The organism is Scytonema hofmannii PCC 7110 (assembly GCF_000346485.2).
Taxonomy (GTDB): domain Bacteria; phylum Cyanobacteriota; class Cyanobacteriia; order Cyanobacteriales; family Nostocaceae; genus Scytonema; species Scytonema hofmannii.
Genome location: NZ_KQ976354.1, coordinates 5,357,979 through 5,379,137 on the forward strand (window position 1 = coordinate 5,357,979; position 21,159 = coordinate 5,379,137).

Consider the following 21,159-nt stretch of genomic DNA (forward strand, 5'->3'; position numbering starts at 1 on the left):
GCACGAAGTTTATGAAATATAAATAATATCTAAATTTAGTAAAAAAATGTGTCCATTGGGTATTGCAACCAGTCGCTCAAATTCAGCCAAACATTCACCAACAGCAAAGCTATGGTTAATGTTGGTGGGAGTTAATCAATACCAAGATGAAAGACTTCCAAATTTGCGCTATTCAGCAGTAGATTGCCAATTTTTAGCAGAAGCTTTAACCAAAGCCACAATAGAATTTCCAGATCGAGAAGTAAAAATTTATCACGATTTTGCCGAGCAATTGCCTTCGCTAGATAATATTCTTGCCAATCTCCAGCAAATAACTGCTGTAGCTAAACCTCTTGATACCGTTTTGTTCTATTTTTCCGGACACGGAATGATAGAACAAAACTCTCATCAAGGATTTCTCTGTTTGGCGGATACTCGAAAAGATGATTTGCTCGGTACGGCTTTATCTTTAACAGAAATCTTAAAAAGACTGACTCAATGTGCAGCACAAAATCAAGTTGTGTGGCTGGATGCTTGTCATAGTGGTGGTATGACTCTGAGAGGAACAAATACAGCAGAAACTTTACCCAATCCGACATCACAATTTGTAAAAGTTTTGCAGGAAGTGGCTGCTAAAAGTCAGGGATTTTATGCCTTGCTTTCTTGCGATACTAACCAGCAGTCGTGGGAATTTCCAGAACTGGGTCATGGTGTATTTACTTATTTTTTAATCCGTGGATTGCAGGGAGAAGCAGCAGATTCTCAAGGGATTATTTCTGTGGATGGTTTGTATCGATATGTTTACCATCAAACTTTACAGTATATTGATAAAACGAATCAGCAATTGCGCTTGATTAATCAACAGAAACGTGGGAAAGGAGACACTCAACTGTTTCAAGAATATCCTTTGCAAACTCCAAAGCGAATTGTGGAAGGTGTTGGAGAACTGATTTTGGGGAAAACTTTAGAAACAGTTCTTTCAAAAACTCATTCCCGCTTGGGTGTGATTGTTGGGGGTTTATCGAGTCACAAGACAACGTTAGAAATTAGTAAGTTTTTGGGGAGTACTGGAGGTTTTGAACTAGAATATTTACCAGCAGCAAAGGTATCTGCAGATGTTGTGAGAGAAGCAATATCGAGTTGTTTGCACTCTTTAGAAGCAGAAACAATTTTGTTGTATTTGCGGGGACAAATTGAGGAAACTGAATCTTGGGAAGGTTTGGTCTTGGGAGAAGATATCCGCATTAAGCGTTCGTGGTTAAAGCAACAGTTACGTGAGTGTAAAGCTAAGCAAATTATTATACTGGATTGTCCCGCACAAACATCACAATTTGTCTCTTTACAAAATTGGGTAGAAGATTTGCTGGTTGACTCTCAACAAGGACAATGTTTGATTGCTTGTACTTCCAAAATTTCCGAACCAGAAAAATTTGCTCAAACTTTTCTCTCTACTTTGATGACAGCTTCTTTATCGGATGGATTGTCTGCTGCAGGCGCGATCGCAAAAGTGCAAATTTCTCTAGCAGGTAGCAGTATACCTCTTTATGTTTGGCTCTCTGGTACACAAGGTATTATAGAAATCTTACGATCAAAAACGGAAAGAGGAGAACAAACTACAGGATTAGATTTGGGAGTTTGCCCTTACATGGGTTTAAGTGCGTTTTATGAAGAAGATGCTCAGTATTTTTACGGCAGAGAGACCTTAATCCAGGAACTCCTTCACCAACTGACAAATTCCTCCTTTCTGACTGTAGTGGGTGCTTCTGGGAGTGGCAAATCTTCAGTTGTACAAGCGGGTTTAATTCCAACCCTGCGCTTGGGTAAACAAATACCCAATAGCGATCGCTGGTGGATTGGAACAGTTCGTCCGGGATCTCGTCCTCTTGAAACTTTAGCCTTATGTATGGGACAAGGTTTTTCATCTTCTTCATCCTCTTTACTTGAGGGGATACTGTATCAAGGAGTAGAAAGTTTTGTTTACTGGATGCGTAGCCGCTCGGAACCCATGGTGGTTTTGGCGATCGATCAATTTGAGGAATTATTTACTCTTGCGCCAACTTTAGACAGGGAAAAGTTTTTAGAACTTGTGTTGGGTGCGGTGAAATATGCTTCTGACCGATTTAAATTAATTGTGACTTTGCGAGCTGATTTTATCACTCCTTGTTTGGAGATACCGGAACTGGCAAAGGTTTTGCAAGAGTCGAGTGTATTGGTTCCATCCGGGCTGAGTTTGGATGACTATCGACGCGTCATTCTCAATCCAGCCCAACAAGTTGGGTTAAAAGTTGAACCAGAATTGGTAGAAGTTTTGCTGCGGGAGTTGGATAATTCATCAGGAGATTTACCTTTATTGGAATTTGTTTTAGAACAGTTATGGCAACATCGCGTTAAAGGTGAGTTGACTTTACAAGCATATCAAGAGAAGTTAGGGGGAATTCAAGGAGCATTACAGCGATCGTGTCAAGCTGTTTACGAAAGTTTAGATGCTAAAGCTCAAGAATGTGCTAAGTGGATTTTTTTATCTTTGACTCAGTTAGGAGAGGGTACAGAAGACACTCGGCGACGAATACATAAGTCAGAATTAATGGTGAAGAAATATTCTACGGAGTTGGTAGAAAGAACTCTCAAAGTTTTGACAGATGCTAAGCTTGTGGTCGTGAATTTGGAGGAGAATGCAGTTACAGGTGGTGCTAGGGGTGAGGTGGAAGAGTCTTCTTCTCCCTTATATTCCTCAAACACGGTGACAGTAGAGGTTGCTCATGAAATCTTGATTCGTCATTGGTCAACTTTACGGTGGTGGTTGGAGGAAAATCGGGAACGCTTGCGAAAACAAAGGCAAATTGAACAAGCTTCTCAATTATGGCTGCAAAGCGATCGCCAATCTGATTTCTTGTTACAGGGTGTGCGGTTAGCAGAAGCAGAAGATATTTACATTAAGTACACCAATGAACTCTCTGCTGATGTTCAAAGATTTATTGAAGCTTGTTTGGTACAAAGGAAACAGCAGCAACTACAAGAAAAAAGAAGACTGCGACAAGCACAAAGGGCTGTTGTTGCACTGAGCGTGTTGGGAGTCGCGGCTTGTACTCTTGGAGGTTTAGCTTATTTGCAGCGACGAGAAGCTCAGTTGAGAGAAATTCAAGCCTTGAATTCTTCATATAAAGCTAATCTTCTATCACATCAGCAATTGGAGGCGTTAATTGCTGTTGTTAAAGCAGGGAAACAGTTAAAGAATACGATTGGTGCGCCAGCCAATTTGAATTTTGAAACAGTTAGTGCGCTACAAAAAGCGATTTCTAACACTCAAGAACTGAACCGTTTTGAAGGACATAGTGCTGAAGTTTTCAGCGTAAGTTTCAGTTTTGATGGCAAATTTATTGCTTCTGCTAGTAACGACAAAACAGTAAATCTCTGGCGTCGTGATGGTTTGTTACTGAAAACTTTAAAAGGGCATAGTGATACTGTAAGAAGTGTTCGCTTTAGTCCTAACGGTCAAATCATTGCTTCAGCTAGTTTTGACAAAACTGTGAAGTTGTGGAGAGCGAGTGATGGAGCTTTACTGAAAACCCTCAAAGGTCATACAGCTGAAGCCATGAGCTTATCTTGGTCGCCTCAAGGTAATGTACTTGCCTCAGCTAGTGCTGATAAAACTGTTAAACTGTGGAGAATCAGTGATGGTCATTTGCTGAAAACTCTACAAGGGCATACGGCTTTAGTCAATAGTGTTAGTTTTAGTCCAGATGGTCAACTCTTAGCAACTGGCAGTGGAGATAAGACTGTTAAAATTTGGAGAACGAGCGATAATCGCTTGTTAAAAACTCTGCAAGGACATAGTGCTGATATTGTCAGTGTTGCTTTCAGTCCCGATAGCCAAACTCTAGCTTCGGCTAGTGCCGATCGCACTGTTAAACTTTGGCGCAAAGATGGTACTTTGATGAGAAATATTGCAGCACATAGTACCCAAGTTTTGAGTGTTAACTTTAGCCCTGACGGTCAAACTTTAGCCTCAACTGGTACTGATAGTACTATCAAACTTTGGAACCCCAGTGATGGGACTTTGCTTGAAACCTTACTGGGACATAGCATTGCTGTCCAGAGCGTCAGTTTTAGCCCTGACAGTCAGACATTAGTTTCAGCTGGTGCTGATAAAACTGTCAGGCTTTGGCGACGCAGTAATACTCTAGTAAAAACTCTTCTGGGACATCAGTCGAAGGTATATGCTGTCAATTTCAATCCTCAAGGAAATCTATTAGCAACTGCTAGTGAGGACACGACTATCAAATTGTGGCGAACTTCTGATGGGGCTTTACGCCAAACCTTACAGGGATATAGTGTTTCTAATTTAGGACATTTTGCTGGTGTTAATAGTGTGAGTTTTAGTTTTGATGGCAAAACTTTTGCCTCAGCCGGTCAGGAAGGCTGGGTTAAACTTTGGCGGAGTCGTGATGGCTATATGATTCAAACTCTGCAAGGACATGACAGGGAAGTTAATAGTGTGAGTTTCAGCCCTGATGGTCAATTTTTGGCAAGTGCTAGTGCGGATAAAACTATTAAAATATGGCGAATGCGCGATCGCTCTCTCCTGAAAACTTTTGCTACACACACTGGTGAAGTTTTGAGTGTCAGTTTTAGCCCTGATGGTCATCTTTTAGCATCAGCTGGTAGGGATAATGCGATCGAACTTCGGAGAGTCAGCGACAGTAAGTTACTCCGAATTCTGCGAGGACACACTAACTCAGTCAATGCTGTCGGTTTTAGCCTTGATGGTAAAGTTCTTGCTTCGGCTAGTTCGGATAAAACCATTAAACTTTGGAAAGTGAGCGATGGTAGTTTAATCAAAACGCTTAAAGGTCATACGGATTCAGTTTGGAGTCTTAGTTTTCGTCCCAATGGCAAAACACTCCATCTACAAGAAAGTAGGAGAGGATTGGGAGATAATTCAGAAGAAAATTTTGTTCTTGCTTCAGGTAGCAGCGACAAAACAGTGAAACTTTGGAGTTTTGATGGCAGAGAACTCAAAACTCTTAAGGGACACAGTGATGCTATCTTAAGTGTAAGTTTTAGTCCTAATGGTATGATGCTTGCCTCTGCCAGCTTTGATGGTACAGCAAAACTATGGTATCTCGAAAGCACGGAACTACAAACTACAAATTTAAGTCATTTGTTGGTTCGCAGTTGCCGTAGATTACAAGATTACCTTCAGAATAACAGTCACGTTAGCCCCGAAGAGCAGTCTTTGTGTTCAGATATTGCAAGTTAAATTAAAAACCTTGCTGTAATCTGATTGCATCTCCAATAGGTTTTTGAATGAACTCATCAGAATCTCGACGAGGGGGACGAGGAGGTTTACCCGGTTTTGGTTTCACACCATTCGGTCCCGGATTTTGATCGTCTCCTAGAAACGTGGCTCCTAATGTGTTGATGGTATTTACTTTACCAGGAACTCTCAATCCTGGTGCGGATACGGATTCTAAAGTGCTAGACTGCACTCCCTTTTGATTCTCAAATTTTACTGGGGTGGTGACTGTAGTATCTGCCAAGCCAGGAGTACTTAGTAATACTGTTGGTAATGTCAGAAATAAACTCAAAACTTGCTTTTTCATATTATTTTGTAACAGTTCCCAAAAGGATTATGTTTGACACTGTAGTTTTATGCAGGTTGTTCGGTATTTTTTATTTTTTATGTTATTGCTGTTATTACAGATTCACCTTGTAAGAATTTTGTTCCGGTTAGCAAGGCAAAAGTGTTAGGTTTTGTAATCTTTCTAATCCTGTGTCCCAAATAGCGCGATCGTACAGACATTATGATTTTCTTGTGGTATGGCCCTATTGAATTTGTGAAACTTCATAGCATTCAGATCCCCGACTTCTTAAAGAAGTCGGGGATCTAACGATTTCTATATTCCCTGAGTTTTGAGTAGGAGAGTGCCGTATCTGGTGTGTCTGCGGGTTTGTACAAATGGCAAGGTTTAGGAATAGCGATCGCAAGCACAATTGTTGTTCCAACTTGTCTAAAATAGATAGCTAAGAAAATTTTTTTACTAAATTTGTGTTTCCGATTCGGTAAAGATAGGAGGCCATAATTCAGAAATAGGCAATTCCCAACCAGGGAAAAGTTCTGGAATGGTTAATATCTCTTCACTACCTAATACCATTGGTTTACCTGTAGGGCGATAAACGGTTACAGTTGATTCATCGGGGTCAATAAGAAGTCCGACAATGGCTCCTAATTCTAGGAACTTTTTCACCTTTTTTTCTAAAGTGTTTATTCTGTCGCTTTGAGACTTAATTTCAACTACTAAATCTGGAACAAGCTGTCCAAAGTAACGAGGACTTTGGAGAAGGCGAGAGGCGCGAACAAAGGAGACATCGGGTGCTTTGAGGTTTGTATCTGGCATGATGAAACCGCCTGCAGAGTCAAACAAGCGTCCCAAAACAAAGTAGTTGTTGCTTCTTGCAATACCTGTAGTATTTTTGACAAATTGGATGCTCCTATACAGTTTGGTGATTTAAGATTTACTTTACAAATTCGTCGATCTGAGTCAATTTACAAGTTAAACTTCACAAGTCTTGACGCGAGAGAAGAGTGAGCGCGAGAGAAGAGTAGCCTCCTGACAAGAAACCAAAAAGTACAGCTGAGCTGGGAGATGCCCTCTCTGGGATGCTGTAGTGTTAAAAGTTACTTTTGAATAAAGAAGCCACTCTTCCATCTCTCTCCATTTTACGCGATCGCCAAACTTTCCGTAGTCTTGACCAACGCTTTCCCAAATGCGCTTTTGCACACTAAAGCCAAAGTGCCTATTACTATATTTCACCCAAAGTTGGTCAATAGTACGTAAATCGATGCAGGGAAAGTTTTCGATAGATTTGGCAGATAGCCAACCTTCTTGTTCTCTACTAGCTCCTTTAAGCATGACAGCGAGAGTTTCTTTATCTGCCTCAAACCACTGTTCTGCTTTCAGGAAATTTCTTAGTTTGGTGTAAGCTACACCGCAATCACTACTTAAGTCATCATCTCGATTTTCAATGATTTCTTCAAAATTTGTTTGCCTGTTGAACTGATTTCCTAAGGTAGGAGACAGTGTAGAGACTTCTCTCTCTTCTGTTGGTTCTGATTTCTGTGTACCGTTTTCCCATAAAACTGGAATGAATTGCATCTGAAGGTTTTCTAGTTCAATAGCAACTATACCTTCATCATAAGCTCTTTGAATAACTTGCTGATTATTTACATTGTCATAACCTAATCCATCATAAAATCCTTGAGCAAATACAATTGCTGCTTTATCTCGAATCGGCTGATTCATACCAATTACATAATAAATACATTGGCTAATTGCCTCTGCCGCAAGAGAAGAATAACAGGTATTAAGTAGTAAACATTTCACAGAATTAGCGTGCAGCTTAAATAGTGATACTAATCCTCTAGGCAATACACGTTTATAGTTTCCAACCTCATCCTCTAAAAGCAGACTGCCATCTTCTAAGCCGTGTCCACAAAAATGCACAATAGATGGTTTTTCTTCTGCGATCGCACGACGAATATCTCTTGGTTGTACAGCGGTTATAATCTTAATTTCAAATGAATCTCGTTTCACGCCCCGTTTTATAGCTTCTTCTATTTCCCGAGTTTCTTTATCTAAACGTAATCCGTTGGGAATTGCTGCTAAAACTAAAATTTTCTGTTGCTTTTGATTTAATTCTAGGGTGATATTATGCGAGAGAACAGGAGGCGCTTCCAACGAAAGTATTTCCGATGTCTGTAATTCAATAGCGATCATTTGCAAGGTTGAGTTTCCTGGATTTTCATTATATGCAGCAGTAACTAGTTTAAGAAGCCATCCTTGAGAATTAGCTGTTTGTATTAATTTGAAAGCAATTTCTTGTAAATCGCTGTCTCTAGTAATTTCGTTTAGATTTTTTTCTAGCTCGAAATATAACAATCGCTCTAGCGATGATTTGTTAGGAAAAGCGGTGATTAAAGCTTTTTGTAATTGTTTAAGTTGCTGACGAGTCGGCATTATATTTTTCAATAAAGGTTAAATGCTTTACACAATAGACAAGCAAACGACGAAAGTAACTACTGGCTTTTCACTTCAGCCTCCAAAGCTGCCAATCTTCAACCTCAAGAACTCTGCGTATCAACGGCACATCATCAGCACAACCCAGGTAATGTGCCAAAGCATCAATGATTACCTTGGGTTTCGTTGTACTAGCTTGCTTTACATGAGCGTTAAGCCGTTCATTCAGTTCTGTTAGGATTCGGACACTAAATTGAGGTGAAGCCATGCGGTGTACAGCTATGTATTCAATGGATGACAATTATATTGTGTACTCTCAAGCAGAAAATTTGCACCGTAGAAGAAGAAAAGCTGCTGAGCATACTGTAGTTTTGTAAGAAACTGGCATTGTTCCACAGCTTATAACCTGCCTTTGATAAACTAAAGCTAAAGCCAAAGATAAACCCTAATTTGAAGTATGGAAACCTCAGATCGCATTAACCGTGCTGAGAGACAACTTGAACAACTGACTCCTGTAGTTACTGAACTGACAATGAGCGTCAAAAGGAATACGGAAGCGATTACCCAGGGGGCGTGGCAGATACCATTCCTCAACTGAGGGAATCAATAAATTCATCTAACGCTCGCTGAGGGAATCTATAGATGTTGCACTGATTTTTGTTTCTTCTATCCATAACAGACACCGAGGCGTCCGTGAATAGCTTTCATCATAAACTCAAATCCTTGAAACCCTGACTATAGAAAGGTTTTATTGTGATTGTATTGTGACTTCTTTATGATTGTTCTATGCTTTAGTTGCGATGGCGCTACGCGCCTGCTTAACAAAATTTTACACTAGACATCTCCGAAATGATGTATAAGAGTAATGCCTTGCTCCCCTACCAAGACTTTCAAGTCATCCATAATTAATTTCTAGAGATGTCTAATGTGCCCATTTTGCACATATTTCGATAAACATCTATTATTTGAATACGAAACAGAATAGTTATTAAGTATGAGTTCCTACAATGACCTTTATCAAGCTTTATCTGAAGCTTTTCAGCACAGACAGTTAGTACATTTTATTGAACAAAGAAAAAAAATATTACAGTATCAACCTTGGAGTTTTTTAGATCTGTTATTTTTAGCACGTGCCTACGAACTTGCTGGAGAGATACCTCAAGCTGCTTCTTCTTATGCGGCTTTGTTGAAAATAGCAAGAAAGAATAATCCTAATTTGAATCGATTGTTAGGTGAGATTAAACATTTTATTTCTTCTCATGGACATGAATCATTACTGATTCCAGTCGCTGGAGAAAGTATTAGCCCAGGCAGTTTTGGTTTTTTACAAGATTTAGAAAATGGTTTAAAATCACGGCGGATATTTGAAAATTTATATGAATTAAATAGTGCTTTTTTGGAATCTATTCAATTAGAGCAGATAGATATATTTATTGAACATATGCATAAAAGTATCAAGGAGTCTTATAATGACTATTATAACTATTGGAGGCTATTAGTGCGGGCTTATAAAGAACAAGAAAAATTAGATGAAGTAGCAGATGCTTACACTCGAATACTACAATTAGATAAAGAAGCTGGTTCGCATTTAAAGCTAAGAGAAGCAGAACGAAAAACCATAGTCTTTGAAATACAAGATTTTATTGATAAAACAGGATATAACAAATTAGTTACGATAGCCAATGATATTTTAGAAAAGAATATTTTATGTCCTAGTATTCAGCAAGTTACTCTTCAAAAAGAAATAAAAATTAAATGGTTTAATCTAAAGAGAATTTATTTTATTTTCAATTTGTTGAAACGGCGAATTATTAATTTATTTAAATTTTTTTTAATATTTTCAGAAGAAAAAAATCAAGACAATTCAATTAATAAATTAAGTAAAACTAATTCATTAAATGTTGTAATACCAGTATCAAATCTAGTAAAGAATAGTATTAACAAAACAAATAGTAATGAAACAATTCGTCTAAAGAGAAGAGGACAAACTAATCTATTAAAAGCAAAAAAATTTTTTGATGGCGGAAATTTAGAAGCAGCATTAGAGCAGTATAAGCAAGCATACAATTACGGGGATCGTAGTAAAAGATTATTTGCTGAAATAGCTGCAACTTTACATCGTTTAGAAAGATTCGATGAAGCAATTGAGTGGTTGACAAAAGGAATTTCAGTTCTTCCCTCCCAAGAACAGCTGTCACTACTAGCTCAAAAGGCACAGTTTTTATCTTCACAACAAAGATGGAATGAAGCTGCTGAAATTTATGAAGAGGTGATGCGTCTTGAGCAGAGATCGGCTGCACGTAGAGAGTATGGGCTACAATTGTCACGTATCTACTATCTATACTTGAAAAAGTTTAAAAAAGCTCAAAAAATTATCAATCAACTTTTGAAAAAAGATCCACAGGATCAAGTAGCTCTTCGCCAGCTATCCCTGTTGGAACAAGCTATTTATTTTCCTTCTCAACAAGAGAATATTTCACCAGAAACTGATGCTTTATATGATGATGTTGAGGAAGTAATCTTACCAGAAGATTCTAAAGCCGATATAGTCAGTCCAATGCTACAGAGGGATATAGCATCAGCTGAGTTTAGAGATGAAGAAATTTTGCGTCGTGGTGGACATCCTGAAGAGAGGGACGCAAAACGTTTACTGGAACAGGCAAAAAAAATGCATGGGTCTGAGTTTGCTGAACGCTACCCTCTCTTTCTAGAAGCGTCCAAAGCTTACAATGAACTACCAGAAGGAACTTATAACGAGGGTGATTTTCATGAATCTCTTAACCGCTATGCAAGTTTAAAAGCTGGAACCATTGTTTTGCAGTTTCAACGTTTGGTAGTGTCGGGGCATATAGAACTACTCAAATTACGTCGCTTACGCGATAGTGTTAGCAGTTATTCACTGGAGTCACTGGCACTTCAGGTTACTGTAAGCCCACAATTTACTAATATTCCTCTCAAAAACTATCTACTTATTCAAGTCGCATTTACACTTGTTTTACATGAGCAAACAGTGCCTCCCAAACTTTTTGAGTATTCTTTAAGTGAAATAATGACGTTTTGCCTTGAACACGTAGATGAAAAATTATTGTATATTGCTTACGAAATGGTAATTTCTTCTGGTACTGCTGGGCAAAAAATTTGGCACAGGTGGAAAGAGCTAGATGCTGCCCGAATCTTTTGGCAATCATTAGCACAACCTGATAAGCGTGATAGAGCTTATAAAATTTTGTCTACTATGAGTCAAGAGACGTTTAATATTGAGCAGAAACCAAAAGAGGTTTTAGGAATAGCATTTATTAAGCGTCGCGAACAATTAGACAGAACTCAAGAGTTTTTCAATCGATTACAACAAATACTTCTAATTGTAAAAAATTTTGGTGAACTACAAGGTTTATGGGAAAGACGTCCTATTTATCAAGGAATACTGTTAGATACCGACCAAGAGATTTGTAATGGTGTGAGCGTTATATTAACAATGCTGCTACCATATCAGAATCGTTCGTCAGATGAGCGTACAGCTATAATTTATAATGCACGAATTAACATAGAGAATTTACTCCGTTTCATATATGAAAATCCTACTTATTGGGGAAGAGTGGGATTTGAACCGCTTTTAAATCGATGGAAGCTAGCCATTGAAAAGTTAGAGAAAAAGCGATTAAGTGATGAAATTCATCCTAAACTAGTAGCACGTTTAGAACCTCCTATTTTTTATCAAGAAAAAGAGTCTATTAAAGGAGGAATTATTGTACAAAATGAAGGCCGTGGAACAGCTGATGGTGCTACATTAACTATTGAAGTTATTCAACACAATAGTCAAGATATTTTGCTAACATTGGAAATTCCATTATCTCAAGAGATAGCTGTGGGAAAATCACAATATTATTCTCTTGATATTCCCATTGATAAACTTGTTATGAATTTTGATAGATCCTATCATTTAAATGTGCAAATAGCGCCTATTTTTAGGCAACAAGAGTTAGAGATTATCAACCAAGAATTCACGTTAGAAATAGCTTCTGGAAGTCGAATATCATACCAAGATATTCCTTGGAGTGAAACTAAACTTCCTAGTAAACAACTCTTTAAAGGAAGAGAAGAACTGATTAATCATTTAATCACACATTTAGAATCTCCAGAACGAGATAAAACTTATATTCTTTTTGGCTTAACAAGAACAGGAAAAAGCTCAGTACTGCACTACCTTAATAATAACCTTGATTTAAAATCTGTACAAATCGGCGATTGCAACTATCAATTTATTAGTTTTTATGTTGAATTGAACGAGCTTAGTGCACAAAACACCTCTAAAGATATGTGGAATAAATTTTTAAAAAATGTGATGATAAGTAAATTGAAAATGAAAGCCAATGTTGGGGAAATTAATCTAGATACTTTATCTCCATTTATAGAAGAGAGGGATATGAGCTATAATGATTGGGAAGTTTTAATATCTTCTTTAAAATTTCAGCATTTTTATCCAGTTTTCTTATTTGATGAATTTTCCTACTTTCGTTCGTTAGTGGATAAGGGGCTTACTGATGCAAGCTTTTTAGCTGCAATGAGAAGTTTTGCAATTGATGGACAAGCTAGCTTTATTTGTGCAGGAACTTATGATGTGAGCAAGTTTATTAAAGATTCAAATTACATCTTAACAGGACAATTTATTAATACAAAGGAAAGACAAATTAGTTCTATTGAACGTCAACCTGCTATAGATTTAATTCAAATTATGGGTAATAAGTTGCGATTTACTGAAGATGCTGTAGAACGTATTCTTCGATTAAGTTATCAAATTCCTTATTTCATTCAAATAATTTGTAAAAATTGTGCTTTATATGCAATGAATTTAGAAAGAAGTATTATGGGTATTCCTGAAGTTGAAACTGTTATTGAAAATCTGAGTGGTGAATCAAGAGAACTAGAGAGTAAAGGTATTAATGTGCTACCAAGAGGAATATTTATGAATAACATGGAACCAACTCTGGATCCTAAAGAATATCGTGGATTGATTAGTACCATATGCGATTTAACTAGAGGTGAAAGGGATCCTAATTATATAGCATACTCATCTATTCACCAACTCTGGTATAACCATGGTATACCAGAGTTTGAGCATCGTTTACCAGAAGTAATTGAAGAACTTTGTCGTCGAGAGGTGTTAATTGAGAAAGAGGATGAGGGGCAACCTACTTATCTGATCACTGTTGATTTATTTCGTCGTTGGTGGGCTATGGAATACAGATTTATTAATATTGAATTGGATAAATTGAAATAGAATAGCATTGAGTTTGTAATTAAATCGAGAAATCAAAGTAGTAAAATTGCAAAAAATAATTAAAAATGAAATCAGGTTTTAATCCAGATAGAGAAGTAATAAAGCCTCAACAATTATTTGGTCATAATCAGCCTGGAGCATTATTGGAACAACTATGTATTCAATTAGAAATGGGAACTAATGTATTACTCTTAGGAGAACGTCGTTCCGGTAAAACATCTCTTCTTCAATGCTGTTTATCAAAAATATCTAGTAGTAAAACGTCTGGACTTGTTCCTGTTTATATTAATTTTTATGAAAGTCCTTATATTAAAGGTTTTGCAAGTGCTTATCGATGGCTTTTAGCTTTTATTCATGCTGCTGTTTCTACAAAAGAAAAAGATAAAATTCCTAACGATCTGGCTTTAAACAAAGTAGTTTTAAATAAAAATCAACCTCCGGAAGCCTATTATCAGCAATTATTACAAGTAGAAGATTATGAAATTGATTATATTTTCCAAGACTATTTGAAAAAAATTAGCGAGTATCGTGTTGGTGTAGCTCTACTAATAGATGAGTATGAATATTTGATACGTCATACTTTTGAAGGACAAGGTTTTGTAACTTTACGAAAAGTATCTAGTTGGAATCCTCATTACGATTATGCATTTAAGCCCTTATGCTATGTGATTGCAGGTGCGATTTCTTGGGATAGATTGTGTGACATAATTGGCTCTCCAGAACTAAATAATACTAGTTCGACACTGACAGTAAATCCTCTAAATTTTGAAAGCTTCAAACAAATGTGGACACAATGTTTACTTGAAACCTCATACGATTTAAAAGATAATATTGATTTTAGTAAGTTCCATTTAGGAAAAATCTATGATTTAACCGGTGGTTGGCCATATTACGGCAAAGTAATTGGTCAGTATATATGTACTGGCATGAATAATGAAGAAGATTTTTATGAAGCTTTACTTAGACATTTTAAAGTAATTTGGTATCATCTTACAGAAGATGAGAAGAGCAGGCTACTTCTAGTCGATCAAATATTTCATAAAGATACAGATGGCATATCTCAATCACTTATTAAACGTGGTCTTTTGGAGGTTAGCCCAGAAGGTTTTTTAAACGCTCGTGGAAGACTTTGGAGACGTTATATACAGCAACAAGAGTTTCAATAATAGTCAAATGATGAGAAACTTCATTGTTTATAATGACTATTTGACATAACATCTCAAGAGTTGTTCTATATGTAGTCAAAAGCTTCTCCTCCTAAAAAGAGGAATAGTAATTGAAGAGGAAGAAGCCACATTATGACTACTAAGAGTAAAATCGAGCAGCTTAAAATAGAAATTGAGTAACTTGATAAAGAATAAAGTTGTGTATAATTTAGTCTAAATAGTAAACAGAGCAGTTATCACTTCTTGCAGTATCTGTAGTCCTCGTATGGAACTAAAAATTAGTCGCGTTGCGGCAGTTGGTTCTCGCAGTAATCCCATTGCTAAAGGAAGCGCTCGCAAAGAACCATCAGAATTCAACGCATTGGTGAGATTCGGTATATCATAGCGTACATCATCGCTAACAACTCGCACCATACCTACAGAAATACCCAATTGATTCAAATATTCTAGTGCAACAAATCCTTCCATATCTACAACATTGGCATTGTACGCTTGACCTAGATGCAGTTTCTCATTGGCAGAATAGATAAAGCGATCGCTTGTTAATCCAATCCCTGTAAAAGCTTTTTTAGTGGATAATTTATTTTGCAGTGTTGCTGTCAATTCAGGCTCGCAGAAGAGTTGAGAGATAGATCGAGGCAATTCTCGATCTTGTTTGAAACCCGAATAAATACAACTTTTGTACACCACAATGTCTCCAACATTATATTGGGTTGATAAACTTCCACATAAACCCATCAGCAAAACTTGCGAATTTGGATGAAGGCGTACAGATTTTTGCCAGATTTCCAAATAATTTTTTAATGGCAATGTACCCATAGGGATTGGAAAAACTGTTGGTTTCGGAACTGCAACACGATTTAATCCTTTGCAAACAGATTTGTATTCAGCCCCTTGAGGAACGAGAATCGTATCAATAGGAATTTTCAAATTTTGCACTTGTTTATTAGTAAATTGCTCTACTTTTGCATTTGAGCAGCGTTCAATTTCCGATATAAGGATGGATTTTTTTCTCTAAGCGATTGTTGCAATTTCTCAAATTCTTCTTCCGCCTCTTTCAAATAAATGTCAATTAACTCTTGATTAGCAAGATAAAAGGTAATAGCACCATAAATCTGTTCTAGGGTGAGCAACGGAAAGTTTTGCACAATACTTTCAGGAGGCTCACCGTTTAAAAACTCGTAAACTACTGAATCTAGAGAAATACGAGTCCCTTCAATCCAATAGCCTTTGTTTCGTTGTTCAACGTACTGCTTTGCTACAGTTGGCGATCCTGTCATAAAATTACTGAATACTCTTTATCTTAGATACTAAATTATAACCTGTTCGTCGTCATATTTTCCTTCACCCATTCGCGAAACGAGCGAATCAGGGCATTTTCTTTAGTTATTTTCTTCAGAGTCAAAAACCTTCCAAGGTCTTGGATTGCTAACAATGGGAAAGCAACACTACGTTCGCGTAGTTGGTATTGATTATTTTCCAAACAGTAAATTATTATTGATTGACCATCGTAGCGCCAAACTTCGGGTACGCCTATATTTAGATAGATATCTAGTCGGTCAATAGAACTACTGGTAATATCAACTTCAATAGTAAGGTCTGGAGGTGGGTCTTTTGTCAGATCGATTTGCTCTTTATCCCAAACTACTGGTTCGTTTTGGATATAGTAACATTGGTCGGGTTCAAGCCCTTTTTCTAAATCTTCGCGATTGCAGGTTCTAGATCCCAAACTTCGGATTTCAATTCCTAGTTCTTCTGTCAGCGCTTCAACTAAACGTCCGAGTAGTTTTTTGTAAATTTCATGCGGATCTAATGGCATTCTAATCTCTAGCAAACCGCGATCGTAGGTAAGACGGATAGCTGGCTGCTGTTCAAAGTCCTTGACCAAAGATTGGTACGTTTGCCAGCTAATATTCTTCAGTAATACCCTGTCAGGACTTTGAATGAGTGTTGCAGTCATAGGTATAGAGGTAGGAAACAAATGGTATCCTTGTATCTACTTTACTACATTTAGCTTTTCAATCGACAGATAATTTGACCAAAAAAGAGCAAAGATAAAGAACGAACAATAAGTTATAAGGATTTTTATCTGATGACAAAGCGAGCATTTGTAACTGGTGGAACGGGCTTTGTTGGAGCCAATTTAGTTAGGTTGCTACTTGAAGAGGGCTATAATGTCAGAGCGCTTGTGCGATCGAGCAGTGATTTAGACAATTTAAAAAACTTAGATGTAGAAATTGTTCGAGGCGATCTGAACGATTCGGAATTGCACGGCAAAATTCGAGGTTGCCAAGTTCTTTTCCATGTTGCAGCCCATTATTCGTTATGGCAATCTGACAAAGATTTATTATACCAAAATAATGTTCTGGGAACGCGCAATATCTTAGCGGCTGCTCGTCAAGCAGGTATTGAACGAACAGTCTACACCAGTTCTGTTGCTGCTATTGGTGTAGATAAATCGGGAACAATTGCCGATGAAACCCATCAAAGTCCTCTTGAGGAACTTATTGGTTACTACAAAAAGTCTAAGTATGTTGCCGAACAAGAAGCTCATCTTGCAGTGCGTTCCGGTCAAGACATTGTAATAGTTAATCCTAGTAGTCCCATTGGTCCGATGGATATCAAACCGACTCCTACGGGAGATATAATTTTGCGCTTTCTCCGACGACAGATGTCTGTCTACCTAAATACAGGATTAAATTTTATTGATGTGCGTGATGTTGCAAGGGGACACATATTAGCTTTGGAAAAAGGAAAAACAGGCGATCGCTATATTTTAGGTCACCAAAACCTTTCTTTCAAAACCCTCTTGGAACAGCTTGCCGAAATTACAGGTATACCCGCCCCTCAAATATCCATACCCCACTGGATACCACTGAGTGTTGCTTGGGTAGATGAAAAAATGCTTGCTCCTTTAGGCAAAACTCCTTCTGTTCCTTTAGATGGCGTTCGCATGGCACGTCAAACAATGTACTACGACGCCTCAAAAGCAGTCAGAGAACTTGGATTGCCTCAGTCGCCTATTATAACTGCTTTACAAGATGCCGTAAATTGGTTTGAGCTTCAGAAATACGTTGATGTAGCATAAAATTAGTAACTTTTTACTGGCTTTTTATCGGTTAATGCAAAACAATCGCCAAAGTTACAGATGAAATCAGTTGATTTGTTAAATGTCAACTGTTTTTAGCTTGAGTCCGTGTCATGGTGTAGAGGAGATTTATGGGAATTCATTTACAACAAGCAATGGAAGTCGGTAAGTACTTGGTGACTCAACGTCTGTTGGGACGCAAGCGCTTCCCTTTGGTGCTCATGTTGGAACCCTTATTCCGGTGTAATTTAGCTTGTTCTGGTTGTGGCAAAATACAGCATCCTAAAGAGATTCTCAAGCAACATTTATCTCCTGAAGAATGCTTTGCTGCAGTGGTCGAGTGCGGTGCGCCAGTTGTCTCAATTCCCGGAGGAGAACCCCTGCTTCATCCTCAAATCGATGAGATTGTCCGAGGATTGGTAGAACGCAAAAAGTTTATTTACCTTTGTACGAATGGCTTATTGTTAGAAAAAAGTCTTGATAAGTTTCAACCTTCCCCATACTTAACTTTCAGCATTCATCTAGATGGGATGAGGGAGTTACACGATAAATGTGTAGACCGCAAAGGAGTGTTTGATATTGCCGTTCAAGCAATTCGTGCGGCAAAAGCCAAAGGGTTCCGTGTCACGACAAATACCACAATTTTTGAAGGTACTGACCCAAAAGAAATGCAAGAGTTTTTTGGCTTTCTCAGTGACCTTGGTATTGATGGCATGATGATTTCTCCTGGCTATAGCTATGAATGGGCACCAGATCAAGACCATTTTCTCAGGCGCGAACAAACTCAAGCCCTTTTCCGGGAAATTTTAACACCTTATAAGACAGGTCAAAAAAACTGGAACTTTAATCACAATCCCCTATTTTTAGACTTTCTGATTGGTGAAAAAGACTATGAATGTACCCCTTGGGGTAGCCCCAGCTACAGCGTTCTTGGTTGGCAAAAGCCTTGCTACCTTCTCAATGAAGGTCACTATAGGACTTTTCAAGAACTGTTAGATAAAACTGATTGGAATCAATACGGTCACAAGAGTGGAAATCCCAAATGTGCGGATTGCATGGTTCATTGTGGTTATGAACCAACTGCTGCAATGGATGCCATGCAACCTAATAATATTGGACGTTCCGTTAAAGCACTCTTAGGGATGGGAAGCTAGCTTTAGTTAATGGTTAGTTGTTAGTTGTTAGTTGTTAGTTGTTAGTTGTTAGTTGGAATTACTACTAACTATTAACTACCAACCACTCACCATGTACGGGCGCAAGGTGTTGCGCCCCTACCAACCCACTCACCACCAACCACTTACTACTGAACATGATTACTCTTTTTGAAATCGTGTTTGTCATACTGATAGGTGGCTCAATTATTTTCTACCTAGCATGTGCTTTATGCACCTATCAGTTTTTTTCATCTGATGCATCTAGCCAGGAAAAAACTGCGATCGCCAAACATACACCAGTTTCTATCTTGGTATCCATCCGAGGTCTAGATGAAGGAGCATGGGAAAATTGGACTTCTTTATGCACTCAAAATTATCCAACCTATGAAGTTCTTTTTGGTGTTACTGATAACAACGATCCTGCTATTCCCATGTTGGAAAAGCTCGCTGCTACTTTTCCTAACCGAGTGAAGCTCTTTGTCGGTTTAGAGCCTCGTGGTGTCAATCTCAAGGATAGCAATTTAAGTTACCTATTAGAACAATCTCAGCATGAACTGATTATCTTTGCTGACGGTGACATTAGGGTCACTCAAGACTATATCCAAACTGTCACCACGCCTTTAATTACCGGGAAAGCCAGTGTTATCACCTGTGCCTACATAGGCTATAAACCTCAGTTTCTGGGAGCAGCTTTAGCTTCTCTTGGTCGCTGTGCTGACTTTATTCCCAGTCTATTAATTGCCCGTATTATTGATGGCAGTCTTCAGTTAGCTGTAGGAGTTACCATTGCGACTCATAAAGCGACTCTAGCTAGTTTTGGTGGGTTACAATTAAACCGCATTGGTTCAGATTACAACTTGGGTAAGAGAGCCGCATTAGCAGGCTATCAAGTTGAGCTATCCCACTATATTCTTGACTGGGACACTGGGAACGAAAGCATTAAGCAGTTATATGACCGAGAATTGCGTTGGGCGAGAACTATTCGTTTCAATCGCGGTTTCGTTTACTACTCTATGGCGTTTTGCTACGGTACTGTTTACTGCATTCCTCTGCTGCTACTATCTCACTTTTCTGGTTGGGCGATCGCTCTAGGCCTGACAACATTACTCATCCGCTATCTACAAGTGATGGTGTCTATATTTAGTATGAAATGCCCCAAACTCCTGCGTTGGCTTTGGGTTATACTTTTACGAGACGTACTTAGTTTTATCATTTGGGTGATAGGTGGATTTGGACAACGCGTTTACTGGCGCGGACGAGAACTCCGAATTGAAGGTGATGGTTTAATTGTTAGTGGTTAGTGGTTAGTGGTTAGTTGTTAGTAGGGGCGCAATACTTTGCGCCCGTCGCAGTGGTTAGTGGTTTAGTAATGAATCGTATCCCTTGCAGTATTGAACTAGCTATTAGTAAATTTCAACAAATACTGTGGTTTCAAGTGAGTCAAAAGATAACCCACAAAAATAAGAAACACTGCAGTCAGAGCAATTGGAACTGCAAAGGGTAAGTAAATTAAGTGATGTGGGTTGTGTGATAACATTTTTCCTATTCTGTCAAAAAAGACTTGTAACTTTCCTTTGAATCCAGAGATAGGTTCTTGGTAGTTTTCTTCAGATTTAACCCGTGCTAACAAATATTTTTGCCAGTAATAATCGTGACCAATGAGTAGAAAACGCCAGCAAAAATGATATAACCCGTTTGGTGGTGCGTGGCTTGCTCTAGCTTGTGGCTGTCTCCAAATAAAATAACCATTAGAGCGTATATTTTGAGCATGAATGACGCAGTTACCTCGATAAAGTGGAAGATCGATAGGAATGGGATATTTTAGGAGAAAATCCCGTCGAAAAGCTACATTATTCAGGAAATACTGGGTGGTTTTTGTTAAGTTTTTTTGCCCGGAGTACTGAGGAAAGATGTAGGTTAAAGCCATTGCAGTTCCGTATGGTCCCCAACCGCGTACTGTCGTTTCTCCTGCTACAACTTGGATGTTATTGTCCTGAGTGAACGGGGTAAGGAGGTTTCTTAACCAGTTTTTCTCATAAACACAGTCTGAATCGCAGTAGACAACTACATCTCCTGTAGCTATTGCTACACCTAACATTTTTGCCTTGTAATAACTGGTCTCCGATGGAGCTTGATGAACTGTAATCCAAGGACAATTTTCTTGCAGTTGCTTCAGCTTTGCAGGCGGAACATCACCGCTATCTATCAGCAACACTTGATGAATATGAGTAAAAGAGATGTCTTGGTTCGTAAGAGAAGTTAAAGAATTATAAAAACCGTTGAGATCGGTATTCGCCAAATTTTCCGTTTCTAATACTATGGAAAAACTTGGTAACTGTGTTACAGACAATGCTTCTGCTTGTCCCATTTGCTGACCTTAACAAAAGCGACTATATGATTTTTAATCTAGCAAAAGCTATTTATTTGTTTTAGAACTTTAGATACTCAAAAGAAAAGATTGTTATATTTATTTTCG

At 38.1% G+C, this 21,159-nt stretch carries 15 protein-coding genes; 7 read left to right on the forward strand and 8 right to left on the reverse strand.

Annotated elements, in window-relative coordinates; translation table 11 throughout:
* Positions 1 to 46: 46 nt before the first annotated feature.
* Positions 47 to 5,239, forward strand: a complete 5,193-nt coding sequence (locus tag WA1_RS22225; protein ID WP_017744486.1) for an nSTAND1 domain-containing NTPase — start codon at positions 47 to 49, stop codon at positions 5,237 to 5,239.
* A 1-nt stretch (position 5,240) separates the two neighbouring features.
* On the opposite strand, the gene WA1_RS22230 is transcribed toward WA1_RS22225, so the two are convergent.
* From WA1_RS22230 to WA1_RS22245, 4 genes are all read right to left on the reverse strand, one after another.
* Positions 5,241 to 5,582: a hypothetical protein gene (locus tag WA1_RS22230; protein WP_017744485.1), complete on the reverse strand. Its 342-nt coding sequence runs from the start codon at positions 5,580 to 5,582 to the stop codon at positions 5,241 to 5,243.
* 438 nt (positions 5,583 to 6,020) lie between these two features.
* Positions 6,021 to 6,413 (reverse strand): Uma2 family endonuclease, encoded by a 393-nt coding sequence (locus WA1_RS22235; RefSeq protein WP_419183593.1) that lies wholly within the window; start codon positions 6,411 to 6,413, stop codon positions 6,021 to 6,023.
* Between the two features lie 120 nt (positions 6,414 to 6,533).
* Positions 6,534 to 7,997 (reverse strand): GUN4 domain-containing protein, encoded by a 1,464-nt coding sequence (locus WA1_RS60110; protein ID WP_017744483.1) that lies wholly within the window; start codon positions 7,995 to 7,997, stop codon positions 6,534 to 6,536.
* Between the two features lie 70 nt (positions 7,998 to 8,067).
* On the reverse strand, positions 8,068 to 8,265 hold the full coding sequence (locus tag WA1_RS22245; RefSeq protein WP_017744482.1) for a hypothetical protein: 198 nt from the start codon (positions 8,263 to 8,265) through the stop codon (positions 8,068 to 8,070).
* Positions 8,266 to 8,454: 189 nt separating this feature from the next.
* Between WA1_RS22245 and WA1_RS57165 the strand changes: the two genes are divergently transcribed.
* From WA1_RS57165 to WA1_RS22255, 3 genes are all read left to right on the forward strand, one after another.
* Positions 8,455 to 8,595, forward strand: a complete 141-nt coding sequence (locus WA1_RS57165; RefSeq protein ID WP_017744481.1) for a hypothetical protein — start codon at positions 8,455 to 8,457, stop codon at positions 8,593 to 8,595.
* Positions 8,596 to 8,991: 396 nt separating this feature from the next.
* Positions 8,992 to 13,275, forward strand: coding sequence for a tetratricopeptide repeat protein (locus WA1_RS22250; RefSeq protein ID WP_017744480.1), 4,284 nt, complete (start codon positions 8,992 to 8,994; stop codon positions 13,273 to 13,275).
* 65 nt (positions 13,276 to 13,340) lie between these two features.
* A complete protein-coding gene (locus WA1_RS22255; protein WP_017744479.1) occupies positions 13,341 to 14,441 on the forward strand; it encodes an ATP-binding protein in 1,101 nt (366 codons plus the stop codon).
* A 213-nt stretch (positions 14,442 to 14,654) separates the two neighbouring features.
* Here the strand turns inward: WA1_RS22255 and WA1_RS22260 are convergent, their stop codons facing one another.
* From WA1_RS22260 to WA1_RS22270, 3 genes are read right to left on the reverse strand one after another with little or no spacing between them, the layout of a single operon-like run.
* Positions 14,655 to 15,380: a 5'-methylthioadenosine/S-adenosylhomocysteine nucleosidase family protein gene (locus WA1_RS22260; RefSeq protein WP_017744478.1), complete on the reverse strand. Its 726-nt coding sequence runs from the start codon at positions 15,378 to 15,380 to the stop codon at positions 14,655 to 14,657.
* Positions 15,381 to 15,400: 20 nt separating this feature from the next.
* A complete protein-coding gene (locus WA1_RS22265) occupies positions 15,401 to 15,721 on the reverse strand; it encodes a DUF433 domain-containing protein (protein ID WP_017744477.1) in 321 nt (106 codons plus the stop codon).
* A gap of 35 nt (positions 15,722 to 15,756) precedes the next feature.
* Entirely contained in the window at positions 15,757 to 16,401 is a 645-nt protein-coding gene (locus WA1_RS22270; protein ID WP_017744476.1) for a Uma2 family endonuclease, read from the reverse strand.
* 132 nt (positions 16,402 to 16,533) lie between these two features.
* On the opposite strand from WA1_RS22270, the gene hpnA reads away from it, so the two are divergent.
* The 3 genes from hpnA to WA1_RS22285 all read left to right on the forward strand — a co-directional run bounded on the left by hpnA (position 16,534) and on the right by WA1_RS22285 (position 19,984).
* Positions 16,534 to 17,529, forward strand: a complete 996-nt coding sequence (gene hpnA / locus WA1_RS22275; protein WP_017744475.1) for a hopanoid-associated sugar epimerase — start codon at positions 16,534 to 16,536, stop codon at positions 17,527 to 17,529.
* 131 nt (positions 17,530 to 17,660) lie between these two features.
* Positions 17,661 to 18,683, forward strand: a complete 1,023-nt coding sequence (gene hpnH, locus WA1_RS22280) for an adenosyl-hopene transferase HpnH (RefSeq protein WP_017744474.1) — start codon at positions 17,661 to 17,663, stop codon at positions 18,681 to 18,683.
* A gap of 155 nt (positions 18,684 to 18,838) precedes the next feature.
* Positions 18,839 to 19,984 (forward strand): glycosyltransferase, encoded by a 1,146-nt coding sequence (locus tag WA1_RS22285; RefSeq protein ID WP_017744473.1) that lies wholly within the window; start codon positions 18,839 to 18,841, stop codon positions 19,982 to 19,984.
* A 95-nt stretch (positions 19,985 to 20,079) separates the two neighbouring features.
* Here the strand turns inward: WA1_RS22285 and WA1_RS22290 are convergent, their stop codons facing one another.
* A complete protein-coding gene (locus tag WA1_RS22290; protein WP_017744472.1) occupies positions 20,080 to 21,051 on the reverse strand; it encodes a glycosyltransferase family 2 protein in 972 nt (323 codons plus the stop codon).
* Positions 21,052 to 21,159: the final 108 nt, after the last annotated feature.

Excerpts from the sequence above, each read along its gene's own strand:
- WA1_RS22265 (WP_017744477.1), bottom strand. The coding sequence starts at position 15,721 with ATGACAGGATCGCCAACTGTAGCAAAGCAGTACGTTGAACAACGAAAC.
- WA1_RS57165 (WP_017744481.1), top strand. The coding sequence starts at position 8,455 with ATGGAAACCTCAGATCGCATTAACCGTGCTGAGAGACAACTTGAACAA.
- WA1_RS22250 (WP_017744480.1), top strand. The coding sequence starts at position 8,992 with ATGAGTTCCTACAATGACCTTTATCAAGCTTTATCTGAAGCTTTTCAG.
- WA1_RS22255 (WP_017744479.1), top strand. The coding sequence starts at position 13,341 with ATGAAATCAGGTTTTAATCCAGATAGAGAAGTAATAAAGCCTCAACAA.
- WA1_RS22230 (WP_017744485.1), bottom strand. The coding sequence starts at position 5,582 with ATGAAAAAGCAAGTTTTGAGTTTATTTCTGACATTACCAACAGTATTA.
- WA1_RS60110 (WP_017744483.1), bottom strand. The coding sequence starts at position 7,997 with ATGCCGACTCGTCAGCAACTTAAACAATTACAAAAAGCTTTAATCACC.
- hpnH (WP_017744474.1), top strand. The coding sequence starts at position 17,661 with ATGGGAATTCATTTACAACAAGCAATGGAAGTCGGTAAGTACTTGGTG.
- WA1_RS22225 (WP_017744486.1), top strand. The coding sequence starts at position 47 with ATGTGTCCATTGGGTATTGCAACCAGTCGCTCAAATTCAGCCAAACAT.
- WA1_RS22285 (WP_017744473.1), top strand. The coding sequence starts at position 18,839 with ATGATTACTCTTTTTGAAATCGTGTTTGTCATACTGATAGGTGGCTCA.
- WA1_RS22270 (WP_017744476.1), bottom strand. The coding sequence starts at position 16,401 with ATGACTGCAACACTCATTCAAAGTCCTGACAGGGTATTACTGAAGAAT.
- WA1_RS22245 (WP_017744482.1), bottom strand. The coding sequence starts at position 8,265 with ATGGCTTCACCTCAATTTAGTGTCCGAATCCTAACAGAACTGAATGAA.
- WA1_RS22290 (WP_017744472.1), bottom strand. The coding sequence starts at position 21,051 with ATGGGACAAGCAGAAGCATTGTCTGTAACACAGTTACCAAGTTTTTCC.
- hpnA (WP_017744475.1), top strand. The coding sequence starts at position 16,534 with ATGACAAAGCGAGCATTTGTAACTGGTGGAACGGGCTTTGTTGGAGCC.